16 protein-coding genes are annotated in these 14,700 nt (G+C 61.8%); 13 read left to right on the forward strand and 3 right to left on the reverse strand.

Annotated elements, in window-relative coordinates:
• Positions 1–297 precede the first annotated feature (297 nt).
• The 12 genes from ACU5AY_RS00990 (at position 298) to ACU5AY_RS01045 (ending at position 12,525) form a co-directional block, all read left to right on the forward strand.
• Positions 298–2,364 carry a M3 family metallopeptidase gene (locus ACU5AY_RS00990; RefSeq protein ID WP_446827644.1) on the forward strand — a complete coding sequence of 689 codons (2,067 nt, stop codon included), beginning with the start codon at positions 298–300 and terminating at the stop codon, positions 2,362–2,364.
• Between the two features lie 22 nt (positions 2,365–2,386).
• Positions 2,387–3,094 carry a prolipoprotein diacylglyceryl transferase family protein gene (locus ACU5AY_RS00995; protein WP_446827645.1) on the forward strand — a complete coding sequence of 236 codons (708 nt, stop codon included), beginning with the start codon at positions 2,387–2,389 and terminating at the stop codon, positions 3,092–3,094.
• 32 nt (positions 3,095–3,126) lie between these two features.
• Positions 3,127–3,576: a hypothetical protein gene (locus ACU5AY_RS01000; RefSeq protein ID WP_446827646.1), complete on the forward strand. Its 450-nt coding sequence runs from the start codon at positions 3,127–3,129 to the stop codon at positions 3,574–3,576.
• Positions 3,573–3,761 carry a hypothetical protein gene (locus tag ACU5AY_RS01005; RefSeq protein ID WP_446822979.1) on the forward strand — a complete coding sequence of 63 codons (189 nt, stop codon included), beginning with the start codon at positions 3,573–3,575 and terminating at the stop codon, positions 3,759–3,761. Before ACU5AY_RS01000 ends, ACU5AY_RS01005 begins: the two co-directional genes overlap by 4 nt.
• 68 nt (positions 3,762–3,829) lie before the next feature.
• Complete coding sequence (locus ACU5AY_RS01010) at positions 3,830–3,991, forward strand: hypothetical protein (RefSeq protein ID WP_446827647.1); 162 nt, start codon at positions 3,830–3,832, stop codon at positions 3,989–3,991.
• Positions 3,992–4,030: 39 nt separating this feature from the next.
• Positions 4,031–5,434, forward strand: a complete 1,404-nt coding sequence (locus ACU5AY_RS01015; protein ID WP_446827648.1) for a radical SAM protein — start codon at positions 4,031–4,033, stop codon at positions 5,432–5,434.
• Positions 5,435–5,522: 88 nt separating this feature from the next.
• Positions 5,523–6,512 (forward strand): ABC transporter ATP-binding protein, encoded by a 990-nt coding sequence (locus ACU5AY_RS01020; protein ID WP_446827649.1) that lies wholly within the window; start codon positions 5,523–5,525, stop codon positions 6,510–6,512.
• A 4-nt stretch (positions 6,513–6,516) separates the two neighbouring features.
• Positions 6,517–7,305: an ABC transporter permease gene (locus ACU5AY_RS01025; protein WP_446827650.1), complete on the forward strand. Its 789-nt coding sequence runs from the start codon at positions 6,517–6,519 to the stop codon at positions 7,303–7,305.
• Positions 7,305–8,108, forward strand: a complete 804-nt coding sequence (locus tag ACU5AY_RS01030; protein WP_446827651.1) for an ABC transporter permease — start codon at positions 7,305–7,307, stop codon at positions 8,106–8,108. The genes ACU5AY_RS01025 and ACU5AY_RS01030 overlap by 1 nt, the downstream gene beginning before the upstream one ends.
• Before the next feature lie 124 nt (positions 8,109–8,232).
• The gene (locus ACU5AY_RS01035) at positions 8,233–9,810 is read left to right on the forward strand and encodes an alkaline phosphatase D family protein (protein ID WP_446827652.1); all 1,578 of its coding nucleotides are present in this window, start codon (positions 8,233–8,235) and stop codon (positions 9,808–9,810) included.
• A 166-nt stretch (positions 9,811–9,976) separates the two neighbouring features.
• Positions 9,977–11,809 carry a translational GTPase TypA gene (gene typA, locus ACU5AY_RS01040; protein WP_446822986.1) on the forward strand — a complete coding sequence of 611 codons (1,833 nt, stop codon included), beginning with the start codon at positions 9,977–9,979 and terminating at the stop codon, positions 11,807–11,809.
• A gap of 209 nt (positions 11,810–12,018) precedes the next feature.
• Positions 12,019–12,525 (forward strand): N-acetyltransferase family protein, encoded by a 507-nt coding sequence (locus ACU5AY_RS01045; protein WP_446827653.1) that lies wholly within the window; start codon positions 12,019–12,021, stop codon positions 12,523–12,525.
• A 3-nt stretch (positions 12,526–12,528) separates the two neighbouring features.
• On the opposite strand, the gene ACU5AY_RS01050 is transcribed toward ACU5AY_RS01045, so the two are convergent.
• A complete protein-coding gene (locus ACU5AY_RS01050; RefSeq protein WP_446827654.1) occupies positions 12,529–13,152 on the reverse strand; it encodes a hypothetical protein in 624 nt (207 codons plus the stop codon).
• 175 nt (positions 13,153–13,327) lie between these two features.
• Between ACU5AY_RS01050 and ppa the strand changes: the two genes are divergently transcribed.
• Positions 13,328–13,861 (forward strand): inorganic diphosphatase, encoded by a 534-nt coding sequence (gene ppa, locus ACU5AY_RS01055; protein ID WP_446822989.1) that lies wholly within the window; start codon positions 13,328–13,330, stop codon positions 13,859–13,861.
• 10 nt (positions 13,862–13,871) lie between these two features.
• Here ppa and ACU5AY_RS01060 read toward each other — a convergent pair whose 3' ends face one another.
• Both ACU5AY_RS01060 and ACU5AY_RS01065 read right to left on the reverse strand, forming a co-directional pair.
• Positions 13,872–14,186 (reverse strand): DUF167 family protein, encoded by a 315-nt coding sequence (locus ACU5AY_RS01060; RefSeq protein WP_446822990.1) that lies wholly within the window; start codon positions 14,184–14,186, stop codon positions 13,872–13,874.
• 16 nt (positions 14,187–14,202) lie between these two features.
• On the reverse strand, positions 14,203–14,493 hold the full coding sequence (locus ACU5AY_RS01065; RefSeq protein WP_446822991.1) for a YggT family protein: 291 nt from the start codon (positions 14,491–14,493) through the stop codon (positions 14,203–14,205).
• Positions 14,494–14,700: the final 207 nt, after the last annotated feature.

Below are 14,700 nucleotides of genomic sequence, written 5' to 3' on the forward strand. Positions count from 1 at the left end.
CTCATTTTGTAAGTCTCACTTATTATTATTTTTTCGTGAGTTTTGCAATGGCTGTTCGCCGGTTGATCGATTGCGGCCGATCGCGGGCGAGACAGAACGCTTTCATAACCTTGCCACACTTCTCGGCCGCTGTGCCGTTTAATTTCCGCCGCTGCTTCAAATTGTGACGCCGAATTCCGCTTTTCGCGTCGCCGTCCCCGATTGTTTCCGCTGCGGGCTTCCCATATGCATGAGGCAACCATATCTGAAACGGCATAGATCCTATCGCCAGAACTCAAATTCCGGAGGGAATTTCACATGCAGGCAGAACCCGTCGTCAGCCCCGAATTCATCGACTGGAGCGGCCTGAACGGGCTCCCTCGCTTCGAGGCAATCGACGACAAGGACTTCGAGGCCGCTTTCGACGCGGCGCTTGCCCTGCATGATGCCGAGATCAATGCGATTGCCGACAATCCGGAGCCGGCGAGCTTTGCCAACACTGTCGACGCCCTGGAGATTGCCGGGGACGAACTGTCACGGGTGTCGTCGCTGTTCTGGAACCGGGCCGGCGCGAACACCAATCCGGTGGTCCAGGAACTGGAGCGCAAGATCGCGCCCAAGCTTTCCCGGCATTACTCGAAGATCGGCATGAACGCCACGCTGTTTGCCCGCATCGATACGCTCTGGAATACGAAGGATACGCTCGGCCTGACGCTGGAGCAGACCCGGGTGCTGGAGCGCCACTGGAAGGGCTTCGTGAAGTCCGGCGCGAAACTGCCGAAGGAAAGGCAGGAGGAACTGGCTGGCATCAATGAAACGCTGGCGGGTCTGGGCGCCAGCTTCGGTCAGAACGTGCTCGCCGACGAGAAGGGTTGGGTCCTGTTCCTCGGCAGCGAAGACGAGCTTGCCGGCATTCCGGACTTCCTGAAGGATGTCATGGCGTCCGCCGCGACCGAACGTGGCGAGGAGGGCAAGTTCGCCGTCACCCTGTCGCGGTCGATCATCGAGCCGTTCCTGACCTTTTCCGAGCGTCGCGACCTGCGCGAGCAGGCGTTCAAGGCGTGGATCGCCCGGGGCGCGAACGGCGGGGCTACGGACAATATCGGCATCATCCGCGACACGCTCGCCCTGCGGTCCAAGAAGGCCGAGCTGCTCGGCTACGGCAATTATGCGGAACTGAAGCTCGACAACACGATGGCCAAGACGCCGGAGGCTGTGTTCGGCCTGCTCAGGCAGGTTTGGGCGAAGGCCGTGGCTCGCGCCAAGGACGAAGAGGCCGATATCGCCGCGCTGATCGCCGACGAGGGCAAGAACCACGACGTCATGCCCTGGGACTGGCGCCATTACGCCGAGAAGATCCGGGCGCAGAAGTTCAGTTTCTCCGAAGCCGAACTGAAGCCCTATCTGCAGCTGGAAAAGATCATCGAGGCCTGTTTCGATGTCGCCGGCCGGCTGTTTGGCATCAAGGCCGTCGAGATCAAGGGTGTGACCGCCTATCATCCGGACGTCCGCGTCTTCGAGATCCGCGATGCGGCAAGCGGCGCGCTGAAGGCGATGTTCCTCGGCGATTATTTCGCCCGCTCCTCGAAGCGTTCCGGCGCCTGGATGAGTTCGTTCCAGTCGCAGCACCGGCTGACGCTGAAGAACGGTGCGCATGGCGAACTGCCGATCATCTACAATGTCTGCAACTTCGCCAAGCCCGCTGCCGGCAAGCCGGCGCTGCTGTCGCTCGACGATGCCCGCACGCTGTTCCACGAGTTCGGCCACGCGCTGCACGGAATGCTGTCGGACGTGACCTATCCGTCCGTGTCCGGCACGGGCGTTTCCCGCGATTTCGTCGAGCTGCCCTCGCAGCTTTACGAGCACTGGCTGACGGTTCCGGAAATCCTGAAGACCTATGCCGTGCACTACCAGACCGGCGAACCGATGCCGCAGGCGCTTCTCGACAAGGTTCTCGCCGCCCGCACCTTCAATGCCGGTTTCGCGACGGTCGAGTTCACGTCGTCGGCGCTGGTCGACATGGCCTTCCACACGGCAGGCAAGGTCGACGATCCGATGGCCTTCCAGACGGAATACCTGAAGGAAATCGGCCTGCCGCAGTCGATCGTCATGCGGCACGCCTCGCCGCACTTCCAGCACGTCTTCGCCGGCGACGGCTATTCGGCCGGTTACTATTCCTACATGTGGTCGGAAGTGCTGGATGCCGACGCTTTCTCGGCCTTCGAGGAGACCGGCAACGTCTTCGACCCGGCAACGGCCAGGAAGCTCAAGGACAATGTCTATTCGATCGGCGGTGCGGTCGATCCGGAAGACACCTACAAGGCCTTCCGCGGGAAGCTGCCAAGCCCGGACGCGATGTTGAAGAAGAAGGGCCTCGCGGCCTGACGACTTCGGGGAGGGCGTCGACGTGCTTCTCCATACGATCTTCGACGCTCTCGCCTGGCTGACGTCCTTCGCCGCCCTCTACGCTTTGCGGCGGACGTGGTTTCCGAAAAATCCGGTGAGCCGGCCCCTGCGGGGCGGATACATTGCAGCGGTCGTTTTCGGGGCCGGTGTGAGTGCGTGGGTCTTCGGATCGCTCAATCTCTGGCTTTCGGGCCAGCCCGGTTTCGGCCGCTCGGTGGAAGGCGCTCTGTTTGGTGCCATCGTCTCGGTGGAGCTCTACAAGCGCGCCTCCGGCATCTTAGAGCGGACCGGGGCGATCTACGCCCTGCCGGTGGCGCTCGGCATTGCCGTCGGGCGGATCGGCTGCCTTATGTCGGGCATGGAGGATTTCACCTACGGCATTCTGACCGGCGCAGACTGGGGCTGGGACTTCGGCGACGGTATTCTGAGGCATCCGGTGGCGCTCTATGAAAGCCTCGCCATGGCGTCGTTCGCGATCGTCTATATCGGCATGATGCTGCGCGGCTCGGCCTACTGGCGGGCAAATGGCTTCTATCTCGCCGTCGGTTTTTACGGCCTCGAGCGTTTCGTTCTGGAATTCTGGAAGCCCTACGGAGCGGTGATTGCAGGGCTCAGTGTCTTTCAGCTATTGTCCCTCCTCATGGTCGGCTATGCGCTGGTCATGCTGCAGGGGAGCCGGAGCGCGGTTCAGCCGGAAGGTGCCGGATGAAGGCGCGGGCGTCGGGTCAAGGGGGAACCTGAATGTTCGATCCGAATGGAGTGCCGGAAGAAAAGCGCGGCAATGCCGGTGTCACGTTGCGTGTCCTGCTCGGTGTGCTCTTCCTGTTGCCGGGCGCCTGTGGCGGGCTGTTTTACGTGGCGGCGCTGTTCGAATGGATTTCTGGCGGCTTCCGTTTTCGCGGCCCCGATAATTTTACCGGCGTGTTCGTCATCGTGGCCGCGCCGTCCATCCTGCTTTCCACGGTCTTGATCGGCCTCCTGCTGCGCTATGCATCCTGGCGCCGGGCACCGCAGGCCAGTCTTGCGCTTGCGATCATCTCGGCGGTGGTCATTCTGTTTTCTGTGCTGATGCTTTACGACGAGATGGGCATCGACGCGCCGGATGACATCATCATCACCATTCTGGTTACGGCCTTCGCGATCGGCGTCTCGGTTGTTCCGCCGTTCCTGCACTGGCGGGGAACGCGATGATTGCGCGCATCTTGCTGGTCGTCGGTGGCTGCATCCTGCTTCTTCCCGGGCTTTGCAGTCTCGCATTCAGCAACATGATCTTCATCGGTAACAGCATCGACATGGGCGTCCTGCCGATCTGGGGCGTCGGCATCCTGATCGGCCTCGGTGGCGTGAAGATGATTTATGATGGTTTGAGTAAGTGACTATCCGCCTGTGTCCTCCGTCTGGTAATGTCGGGGACTTGCGGCTCTTTCATCAGGTGGGGAAACAGATGACTGTGCGCCTTCTCACTATTCTCGGTGGTCTTTGCCTGCTGCTGCCGGGTATCTGCGCGACGCCCAACTTCCATTTTGAACCGTTTTCCGCTGTGTTGCTTGCGATCGTAGGCCTCATGGCCTTCAATGTGCAGTCAGTCCTGCCGGTCCGGCGCTGATCTGCGATCCTTTTGCCTCTGTTGCCACCGGAAGGCTGCATGAACCATCACGCCCATTCGCCGCGCAAATCCAAGCCGTATCTCTTCTATGGCGAAACGCGATCCATGTGCGGTACCTGCATGAAGCTGGTTCCGGCGAAGATCCTGATCGAGGGGGACGACGTCTTCTACGAGAAGCGCTGTCGCGAACACGGGGTCCAGAAGGTGCGGATCTCGTCCGATGCGGATTACTACCGGGCCGAGCTTTCCTTCCTGAAGCCCGGCGACCGGCCGCTGGAGGTGCAGACCCGCACCGACTTCGGCTGTCCCTATGACTGCGGGCTCTGTCCCGATCACGAGCAGCATTCCTGCCTGGCGATCATCGAGGTCAACGAGGCTTGCAACCTGACCTGCCCTGTCTGTTTCGCCGGTTCTTCGCAGGCGCTGACCGGCCACAAGCCGCTCGAGACCATCGGGCGGATGATGGATGCCCTGGTTCGGAGTGAAGGCGAGCCGGACCTGTTGCAGCTCTCCGGCGGCGAGCCGACCATTCATCCGGACATCCTCACCATCATCGACATGGCGAAGGCGCGGCCGATCCGGCACCTGATGATCAACACCAACGGCCTCAGGATCGCGACCGATCCTGCCTTCGCCGATGCGCTTGCCGAGCGGAAGAAGGGGCTGGAAATCTATCTGCAGTTCGACTCGCTCGAGCCGGACGCGATCCGTAACCTGCGCGGCGCCGATCTTTCCAAGGTCCGTCGCAAGGCGCTGGAGGCACTGGAGGCGAGGGGCATTTCGACGACCTTGGTGGCGACGGTGAAAAAGGGCGTCAACGACCACGAGATGGCGGCGATCATCGATCATGCGCTCGGCTTTTCCTGCGTGCGCGGCGTCACCTTCCAGCCGGTGCAGGATGCCGGGCGCAACGAGGATTACGATCTCAAGAAGAACCGCGTGCTGCTCTCCGACATTCGCCGGCGTATCATCGAGGACAGCGGTATCTTCGGCGAGGCCGACATGATCCCGCTGCCGTGCAATCCGACGGCGATCTCGATCGGCTATGGTCTCAGGAACGGCAAGACGGTCATTCCGGTGACCTCGATGATCCCGAAGGACGAGCTGGTCGAGGCGGTGCCGAACGCGGTCAATTTCGAACGCTATCCCTCACTCAAGCAGAAGATCTTCGATCTGTTCTCGCTCTCCACCATCGAACCGAACGTTGCCGGTCGCCTCGGCGATCTCCTCTGTTGCCTGCCGCAGGTGCCGGTGCCGGAGGGATTGTCCTACGAGAACATCTTCCGCGTGGTGATCGTCAATTTCATGGACCGGCACGATTTCGACGTCGGCAACGTCAAGCGGTCCTGCATCCACTTCGTCACCGAAAACGGGCAGCTCATTCCGTTCGAGACCTACAACCTCCTTTACCGGGACGGATCGGTCGCGCGCTTTCGCGATTGACCTGCAGAATTCAGGGTTCCCGGATGCAGGGTGCCGGGGCTAGAGTGCGCGCGCAACGTGCCCCGCATCCGATTCTCCAGGTCCCGCCATGTCTCCCATCATTCGTGCCGACCGCGCGGCAAAGATCTTCCGCCAGCGCATCCGCCAGCCGGGCCTGGCCGGATCGCTGCGCTACTATCTTGCGCCGGAGACGAAGGAAGTCAGGGCGGTCGAGGATATTTCGTTCGAAATCGGCATGGGCGAGGCGGTCGGCTATCTCGGCCCCAACGGCGCCGGCAAGTCGACCATGATCAAGATGCTGACCGGCATCCTGGTGCCGACGGCGGGCGAGGTGCGGGTGCTCGGGCGCACGCCTCACGAGGAGCGGATCGCCAATGCCCGCGAGATTGGCGTCGTCTTCGGCCAGCGCAGCCAGCTTTGGTGGGACCTGCCGCTTGCCGACAGTTTCGACCTCCACCGGCGCATCTACAGGGTTGATGAGGCAAATTATGAGCGGACCCGTGACGAACTGGTCGCGATGCTACAGATCACGCCCTACATCGACCGTCCCGTCCGCCAACTGAGCCTCGGCCAGCGCATGCGCGCCGAAATCGCCATGGCGCTCATGCATTCGCCGAAGATCCTGTTTCTCGACGAGCCGACGATCGGCCTCGACGTCGTCGCCAAGGACGTCGTGCGCAAGTTCCTGGCCGAGATCAACCGCGAGCGCGGCACGACGATCATCCTGACGACGCATGATCTCAAAGACATCGAGGAGATCTGCCCGCGGCTGATCATGGTCGATGAAGGTCGGCTGCTGTTCGACGGGCCGCTTGCCCGCCTGAACGAGACCTTCGGCGCGCGGCGGAAGCTGACGCTGGAATTTGCCGACGATCCGGGCCCGGTTGCCGTGCCGGGTGCCGAACTTGTCGAAGGGGAGGGCGTTCTCAGGGTCTTCACGCTCGACCATGACCGCCGGTCGCTGGTCGAGATCATCGCCTCGCTGGGGGATGGCCGGGCACTTGTCGACGTGCGGCTGGAGGAGCCGGATATCGAGGACGTGATCCGCACCTATTACCAGTCGCGAATGGCGGGGTAGGCCGATGTTCTTCGCCTATGCTCTATCGGCGTTTCGCACACAGGCAAGCTTCCGCTCGCAGACCTTCATGCGCATCATCGGCGGTGCCGTGGTGGTGTTCTCCCGCGTGTCGATCTGGACCTCCGTCTACGGCCACGAGCAGTCGATGGACGGAATCGGGCTCCTCCAGATGGTCACCTATGCGATCATCGGCACCACGCTGCTGTCCGCCTGGGACGCAAGCCAGATGGTGCGCGAAATCGGTGCTGACATCCGCAGCGGCGACGTCGTCAGCCAGTTGATGCGGCCCTATAGCTATCCCGTCTCGCTGTTTGCCCGGCAATTCGGCGTGCGCGGTTTCGACATGCTGGCCGTCGGTGTGCCGGTTCTCGCCGGCGCGAGCCTGCTCTATGGCTTCCAGCCGCCGGCGAGCCTTGCTCACGCGCTGATGTTTGTGCCCTTCGTCCTGCTGTCACTCACCATCCTGTTCGGGCTTGCAACCTTCGTCGGGCTTCTGGTGTTCTGGGTGATGGATGTGCTGGCGCTCGACTGGTTCCTGCGGGGCATGCTCGCCTTCTTCTCCGGCGGGCTGGTGCCGCTGTGGTTCTTTCCCGACTGGGCGCAAGGGGTGGTACAGCATCTGCCGTTCGCCTGGGTGACCTTCTATCCGATGGCGGTCTATCTCGGGCAGATGGATGTCGCGACCGCCTTCCTATATCTGGCGTTCGGTGCCGGATGGGCGCTCTTTCTGGCCGGGCTTATTGCCTTTACCTGGCGTCGCGCCTGCCTGCGCCTGGTCATCCAGGGAGGCTGATGATGATCGCGAGCCTCTCCCTCTACTGGTATCTGATCCGGCTGCAATTGCGCACGCGGCTCGAATATCGCGCCAATCTTGTCATCGCCTGGTTCGCCCAGGCCTTCGGCTATGCCAGCGTCTACGGTTCGATCTGGGTGATCGCCAACCGGTTCGAGATGATCGGCGGCTGGACATGGCCGGAGCTTGCGTTTCTCCTTGGCTTTCACGTGCTGGGCTATTCGCTCGGCGCGATGTTCACCTTCGTGCAGCTGCGCAACATGGAGGAGCGGGTGCGCAACGGCACCTTCGACGTCCTTCTCGTCCAGCCGATCAACCCTTGGGCGTTTCTCGCCTTTTCGGGTTTCAACATCGAATATGGCGGCCATGTCACGCTCGGCATCGGCCTGATCGCCTGGGCCGCGCCGAATGCCGGCATCGACTGGTCGATCATCGCCGGCCTGCAGCTTGTCCTCAGCCTGATCAGCGCGGCGCTACTTTCGGGGGCGATCCTGACGATGGTCGCCGCCGTGGCGTTGATCCTGACACGCTCGCGCTATCTTTTCGGCCTCTATTTCGACTTCTGGGAAATGGCGCGCTATCCGCTGACGATCTTCGCCTGGCCGGTGCAGGTCCTGATGCTGACCATCGTGCCGCTCGGCTTCATGGCCTATGTGCCGGTCGCGTCCCTTCTCGGAAAGCCGGTCCCTTTCCTGGGGGATTATGGCGGGCTGGCCAGTCTGCTCGCCGGCCCCGCCGCCGTGCTGGTGGCAGCATGGTTCTGGCGCTTCTGCCTCAGGCGGTACCAGGGCGCCGGCGGCTGAGCGTCGTCTTTACCGTCATCAAACATCCATCAAACTGTCGTGGATCCTTGATCTGACTGACACATGGCCGTGGTCCTTTTCCGGCGCGGGAGTTCGTCCCGTTTCCCATCAAAGGAGAGGTTTGATGTCAAAGGCCCTGATGGCGCTGTCGCGCCGTAGTTTCCTTCGCTCGTCCGCTGCCACCGGACTGGTTGCCGCTTCCGGTCTGGCGCTGCCCGCTTACCTGCGCGCCGCAGATCGTCCCGTCTTCACCCATGGCGTACAGTCTGGCGATGTCGACATGTCGTCCGGCATGGTCTGGAGCCGCGTCGATCGTCCGTCGCGCATCATGATGGAATACGCGACCACCGAAAGCTTCTCGGATGCCGTTCGCCTGGCTCCGCTCAACGCCCTTCCGGAAAGCGATTACGCCGTCAAGCGCCTGATCGAGGGCCTGCCGTCCGATCAGGACATCTTCTACCGCTTTGTCGCCGCCGACCTGCAGGACATCAACATCGTGTCCGAGCCGGTCGTCGGACGTTTCCGCACCGCGCCGTCGTCGAAGCGCTCCGTACGTTTCGCCTGGTCGGGCGATACCGCCGGCCAGGGCTGGGGCATCGACGAGACCGGCATGAAGACCTATGCCACGATCGCCAAGCATCAGCCGGACTTCCTCGTTCACTCCGGCGACACGATCTATGCCGATGGCAGCATGCGGGACGAGGTCGACCTTCCGGACGGCACGAAGTGGATCAACAAGGTGCTGATCGACGAGAAGCGCAATGTCGCCCAGACGCTGGACGAGTATCGCGGCCAGTGGAAGTACAACATGATGGACGAGCATGTGCGCGCGCTGAACGCTGTCTGTCCGACCTTCTTCCAGTGGGACGACCATGAGGTGCTGAACAACTGGTCCGACTCGAAGGACCTGTCGCATGACGATCGCTACAAGGAAAAATCGATCCATGTGCTGTCGGCCCGCGCGGCCCGCGCCTTCCACGAAATGACGCCGATCCGCTACATCCCGGCCGAGCCCGGCCGTGTCTACCGCAAGATCGCCTACGGTCCGCTGGTCGATGTCTTCTTCCTCGACATGCGCTCCTATCGTGGCCCGAACCATGACGGCTTCGAGACCGAGATGACGCCGGAATCGCGCATTCTCGGCGCCGAACAGGTTGCCTGGCTGAAGCGCGAGCTGGCCGGCTCCAAGGCCACCTGGAAGGTGATTGCCGCCGACATGCCGCTCAGCCTGATCGTCTGGGACAACTATTCGGAGCGCAAGGGCGACGAGGCGGTTGCCAATGCCGACAACGGCTTGCCGAAGGGCCGCGAACTGGAAATCGCCGACCTGCTGCGTTTCATGAAGACGGCCGGCATTTCCAACACCATCTGGGTGACCGCCGACGTGCATTACACGGCCGCGCATTATTACGACCCCAGCAAGGCGCAGTTCCAGGATTTCGAACCCTTCTGGGAATTCGTCTCGGGTCCGCTGCATGCCGGCACCTACGGCCCGAACGAGCTCGACATGACCTTCGGTCCGGAAGTGAAGTTCGTGAAGGCGCCGCCGGAAGGCCAGTCCAACCTGCCGCCGTCGGCCGGCTTCCAGTTCTTCGGCCTCGTCGATGTCGATGGGCAGACGGAACAGCTCACAGTCCGCCTGATGGACCGTGACGACAACGAACTCTGGAAGATCACGCTCGATCCGGTTCGCAACGCCTGACAAGGTCAAAACGGCATTCAGCCGGGACGATAAGGCCGGAGCCATTGCGGTTGCCGGCCTTATCCCCCTTTCGCAATCGCGAAAAACAATGTATGAGCGCGCCAAATGTAACTGGCGCGTCCTCCCAATGCCCGTATCGCGCCTCAGCCATCAAGAGATTTGAACAATGCAGATTCGCAACATTGCGATTATCGCCCACGTTGACCATGGGAAGACCACGCTCGTTGACGAGCTTCTGAAGCAGTCGGGCTCGTTCCGCGAAAACCAGCGTGTTGCAGAACGCGTGATGGACTCCAACGATCTGGAAAAAGAGCGTGGCATCACCATTCTCGCCAAGGCGACCTCGGTCGAGTGGAAGGGCGTGCGCGTCAACATCGTCGACACCCCCGGCCACGCCGACTTCGGCGGCGAAGTCGAACGCATTCTCTCGATGGTGGACGGCGCGATCGTTCTTGTCGACTCCTCCGAAGGCCCGATGCCGCAGACCAAGTTCGTGGTCGGCAAGGCTCTCAAGGTTGGTCTGAAGCCGATCGTCGCGATCAACAAGATCGACCGTCCGGACGGCCGCCACGAGGAAGTCATCAACGAAGTCTTCGACCTCTTCGCCAACCTCGACGCCACCGACGAGCAGCTCGACTTCCCGATCCTCTACGGTTCCGGCCGTGACGGCTGGATGAACTACAATCCGGAAGGTCCGAAGGAAGAAGGCCTCGCGCCGCTTCTCGACCTCGTTCTGAAGCACGTTCCGGAGCCGAGCGTCGGCGACGAAGACGGCGCCTTCCGCATGATCGGCACGATCCTGGAAGCCAACCCCTTCCTCGGACGCATCATCACCGGCCGCATCCATTCCGGCTCGATCAAGCCGAACCAGGCCGTCAAGGTTCTCGGACAGGACGGCAAGACGATCGAAACCGGCCGTATCTCGAAGATCCTCGCGTTCCGCGGAATCGAGCGCACCGCGATCGAAGAAGCCCATGCGGGCGATATCGTCGCGATCGCCGGTCTCTCCAAGGGTACCGTCGCCGACACCTTCTGCGATCCGTCTGTCAGCGAGCCGCTGGCTGCCCAGCCGATCGACCCGCCGACGGTTACCATGTCCTTCCTCGTCAACGACTCGCCGCTCGCCGGCACCGAAGGCGACAAGGTGACGAGCCGCGTCATCCGCGACCGTCTCTTGAAGGAAGCCGAAGGCAATGTCGCGCTGAAGATCGAGGAAGCCGAAGGCAAGGACTCGTTCTTCGTGTCCGGCCGTGGCGAATTGCAGCTCGCCGTGCTGATCGAAACCATGCGCCGCGAAGGCTTCGAGCTTGCCGTGTCGCGTCCGCGCGTCGTCATGCACAAGGACGAGAACGGCCAGCTGCTCGAGCCGATCGAGGAAGTCGTCATCGACGTCGATGAAGAGCATTCCGGCGTCGTCGTCCAGAAGATGTCCGAGCGCAAGGCCGAAATGGCCGAGCTGCGCCCGTCGGGCGGCAACCGCGTCCGCCTCGTGTTCTTCGCGCCGACCCGCGGCCTGATCGGTTACCAGTCGGAGCTTCTGACCGACACGCGCGGCACCGCGATCATGAACCGCCTGTTCCACGACTACCAGCCCTTCAAGGGCCAGATTGCCGGTCGCGTCAACGGCGTGCTGCTGTCGAACGGCTCGGGCGAGGCAGTCGCCTATGCCATGTTCAACCTGGAAGACCGCGGTCCGATGATCATCGAGCCGGGCGAGAAGGTCTATGCCGGCATGATCATCGGCATCCACTCTCGCGACAACGATCTGGAAGTCAACGTGCTCAAGGGCAAGCAGCTGACCAACATCCGCGCCGCCGGTAAGGACGAAGCGGTCAAGCTCACCCCGCCGATCCGCATGACGCTCGACCGCGCTCTTTCCTGGATCCAGGACGACGAGCTGATGGAAGTGACGCCGAAGTCGATCCGTCTTCGCAAGCTCTACCTCGACTCGAACGACCGCAAGCGCTTCGAAAAGACGCGCAACCAGGGCGCCGCCTGATAAACCGGTTGATAGAAGACAACAAATCCCCGGCAGGTCTTGCCGGGGATTTTGTGTTTCTGGCATCAGGCTAATCCTGTGTGTTCGTCACGGTGGACCTTGCCGGTGACGTTAAAAAAGCGTTAACGTCCGAATACGCCCATGACGGCGGGTCGGAATAAGTCACCAACCCCGGGCGCGTGTATTTTGTTTTAAGCCGGGGCGACGTTATGAAGACGTTATCGATTGATGTCAGACATGCGGATCCGCAGGACGCGCGGGCGATCTCCGAAGCCCACCGGGCGGCCTGGCGACATACCTACTCAGGCATCATTCCGCACAAGCCGCTGACGAACATGATCGAACGCCGGGGTGAAACCTGGTGGCGAAAGGCGACACGCGGTCCGGCGACGCTTCTGGTCGCAGACGTGGCGGGCATGATCGCCGGTTATGCGACGCTCGGCCTCAATCGCGCCCGCGGCCTGCCGCAGGAAGGCGAGATCTACGAACTTTATCTCCGTCCCGAATATCAGGGCATCGGCCTCGGCACGCTTCTGTTCGGCGAATCGCGGCGGCTCCTGAAGTCGCTCGGCTGCGAGGGCATGGTCGTCTGGTGCCTGGAAGACAGCGAGCAGGGCGAACGCTTCCTGCGCTCCAAGGGCGGTCTCGATCTCGTCGAGGGCACCGAGGATTTCGGCGACAAGAAGCTGAAGAAACTCGGCTTCATCTGGAACTGATATTCATTCGACCTTGAGACGCTCGGGCAGGTGGCGCATCGGCTCGCTTGCCTTGTCGCCACGGTCTCCATGCCAGGCGGGTTCCTGATAGCCGCAGGCAAAGTCGAGGGCCTCGTCGTCGGCCACCTTGCGGGCGATCTCGTTGGCATCCTTGTTGGCTAGCGCATCGACATAGCCGACCGCACAGGATACGCCATCCGCCGGATCGTTGGCGACGTGCGATATGACAAGAACTTGTCCCGCCGTCTTCGGTGTGGTCGCGCCGGTTTCGTCCACATTGTCGATGAACCAGCGGTGGATGGCCGCGAACGGCTTGCCGGCGCCGTCCAGCCGCCACTCGATCTTCGTGCCGACGTGGTTGAAGGCGCCGAAGCTTTCGAAGGCTTCGGCGAGCATGTCGGCGGCGGCTGGGCCGTAGAGCATGGACTGGCGCAGATCACCTTCCTTGAAGTAGACCGGATAGTCCTTGTAACCCTCGCATTTCAGCACGCCGCCGTCGGGGTCCTCGGAGATCGTCTCGCATTGTTTGACGTCGAAGTCGGTGTAGGCGCTCGAATTGGCGACGGCGGTGCCGGCGCCCGCAGCGAGGAGGGCTGCCGCCATCCGCAGTGTCGCTATGCTGGCCATGTCTTCCTCCCTGCCGCTCGTGCCGGCATCATTCCCCATCTACCTGTCAAAGTGAAGCATTCGCGCATCGAAACGTCCCGATGTCTTGCCGCCATGCGCTTCGCGTGTTGCGTTGCGGCATGTTTGCCATTATCGAGACGGCAACAGTTTCGAACCCAGCTCATTGGAGACGTGAATGCGCATTGATGCGATTGCCATCGGCAAGAACCCGCCGGAAGATGTCAACGTGATCGTCGAGGTCCCGGTCGGCGGCCATCCGATCAAGTACGAAATGGACAAGGAAGCCGGCACGCTCGTCGTCGACCGCTTCCTCTATACGCCGATGACCTATCCGGGCAATTACGGCTTCGTGCCGCACACGCTCTGCGAAGACGGCGACCCGCTCGACGTCCTGATCTGCAACACGCGTCCGCTGGTGCCGGGCTGCGTCATCAACGTCCGCCCGATCGGCGTGATGATGATGGAAGACGACGGCGGCAAGGACGAGAAGATCCTCGCCGTGCCGGTCAGCAAGCTGACCCGTCGCTACGAGAACGTCCACAACTACACCGACCTGCCGGAAATCACCCTGCAGCAGATCGAGCACTTCTTCTCGCACTACAAGGATCTCGAGCCCGGCAAGTGGGTCAAGATCGGCGACTGGCAGGGCGTCGATGTCGCCAAGCAGCTGATCCTCGAATCAATCGAGCGCGCCAAGAACGCCAAGTAGGCGTCGGGCGTCAGCCGTCCTCGAAGGCGGCAATCTTGCGCTTCAAATCCTCCGGGTCGCCGTCGATCCGGAGGATTTTTTTACGCGCGGTTTCGCCGCCCTGAAGGGCGATGGATGATTTCGGGATGGACAGTGCCTTGGCGAGAAGGGCGATCAGGGCCTTGTTGGCCTTGCCCTTTTCCGGAACCGAGGTGACGCGGGCCTTGAGATAGGTCTCGCCGGCCGCATCCGTCTCGACGCCTTCAATGCTGTCGCGGCCGGCATTGGGCGTCAGCCGCACGGAAAGCGTCACGTGGTCTTCGAAAAGCCGGAGCGCTCCGGACACCGCGATCCTCCGGCCGTCAGAGAACGGCGTTGGCGATCGTGGTGTTGAGCAGGACCTGGATGAAGTAAAGGATGATCAGCACGACGATCGGCGACAGGTCGAGCCCGCCCATGTTCGGCAGTATGCGGCGGATCGGCCGGTACATCGGCTCGGTGATCTGGTAGAGCGAGCGGCCGATCATGTTGACGAACTCGTTGCGCGAATTGATCACGTTGAACGCGTAGAGCCAGGAGAAGATGGCCGATGCGATGATGATGAACCACAGAATGTTGATAATGAAGTTCAACGTGGCAATGACGGCGATCATGTCTGTCTCCAGTTTCCTGATTGTGATCGACATGTAGACATTGACGGCCAAACACTCAAGGGATTCCGGGCCGGTCGAAGGGAAACATGCTTAACATGCGTACCGTGCGGTTGCAGGGCAGGCTTGACGTCGCCTCCGAAAGGCATATTAGCCACATGATCGTATGGCTCCCTTATCGGCGCGGGAAGGAGCCAACCCCATGCCCGC

The organism is Rhizobium sp. PAMB 3174, assembly GCF_052908375.1.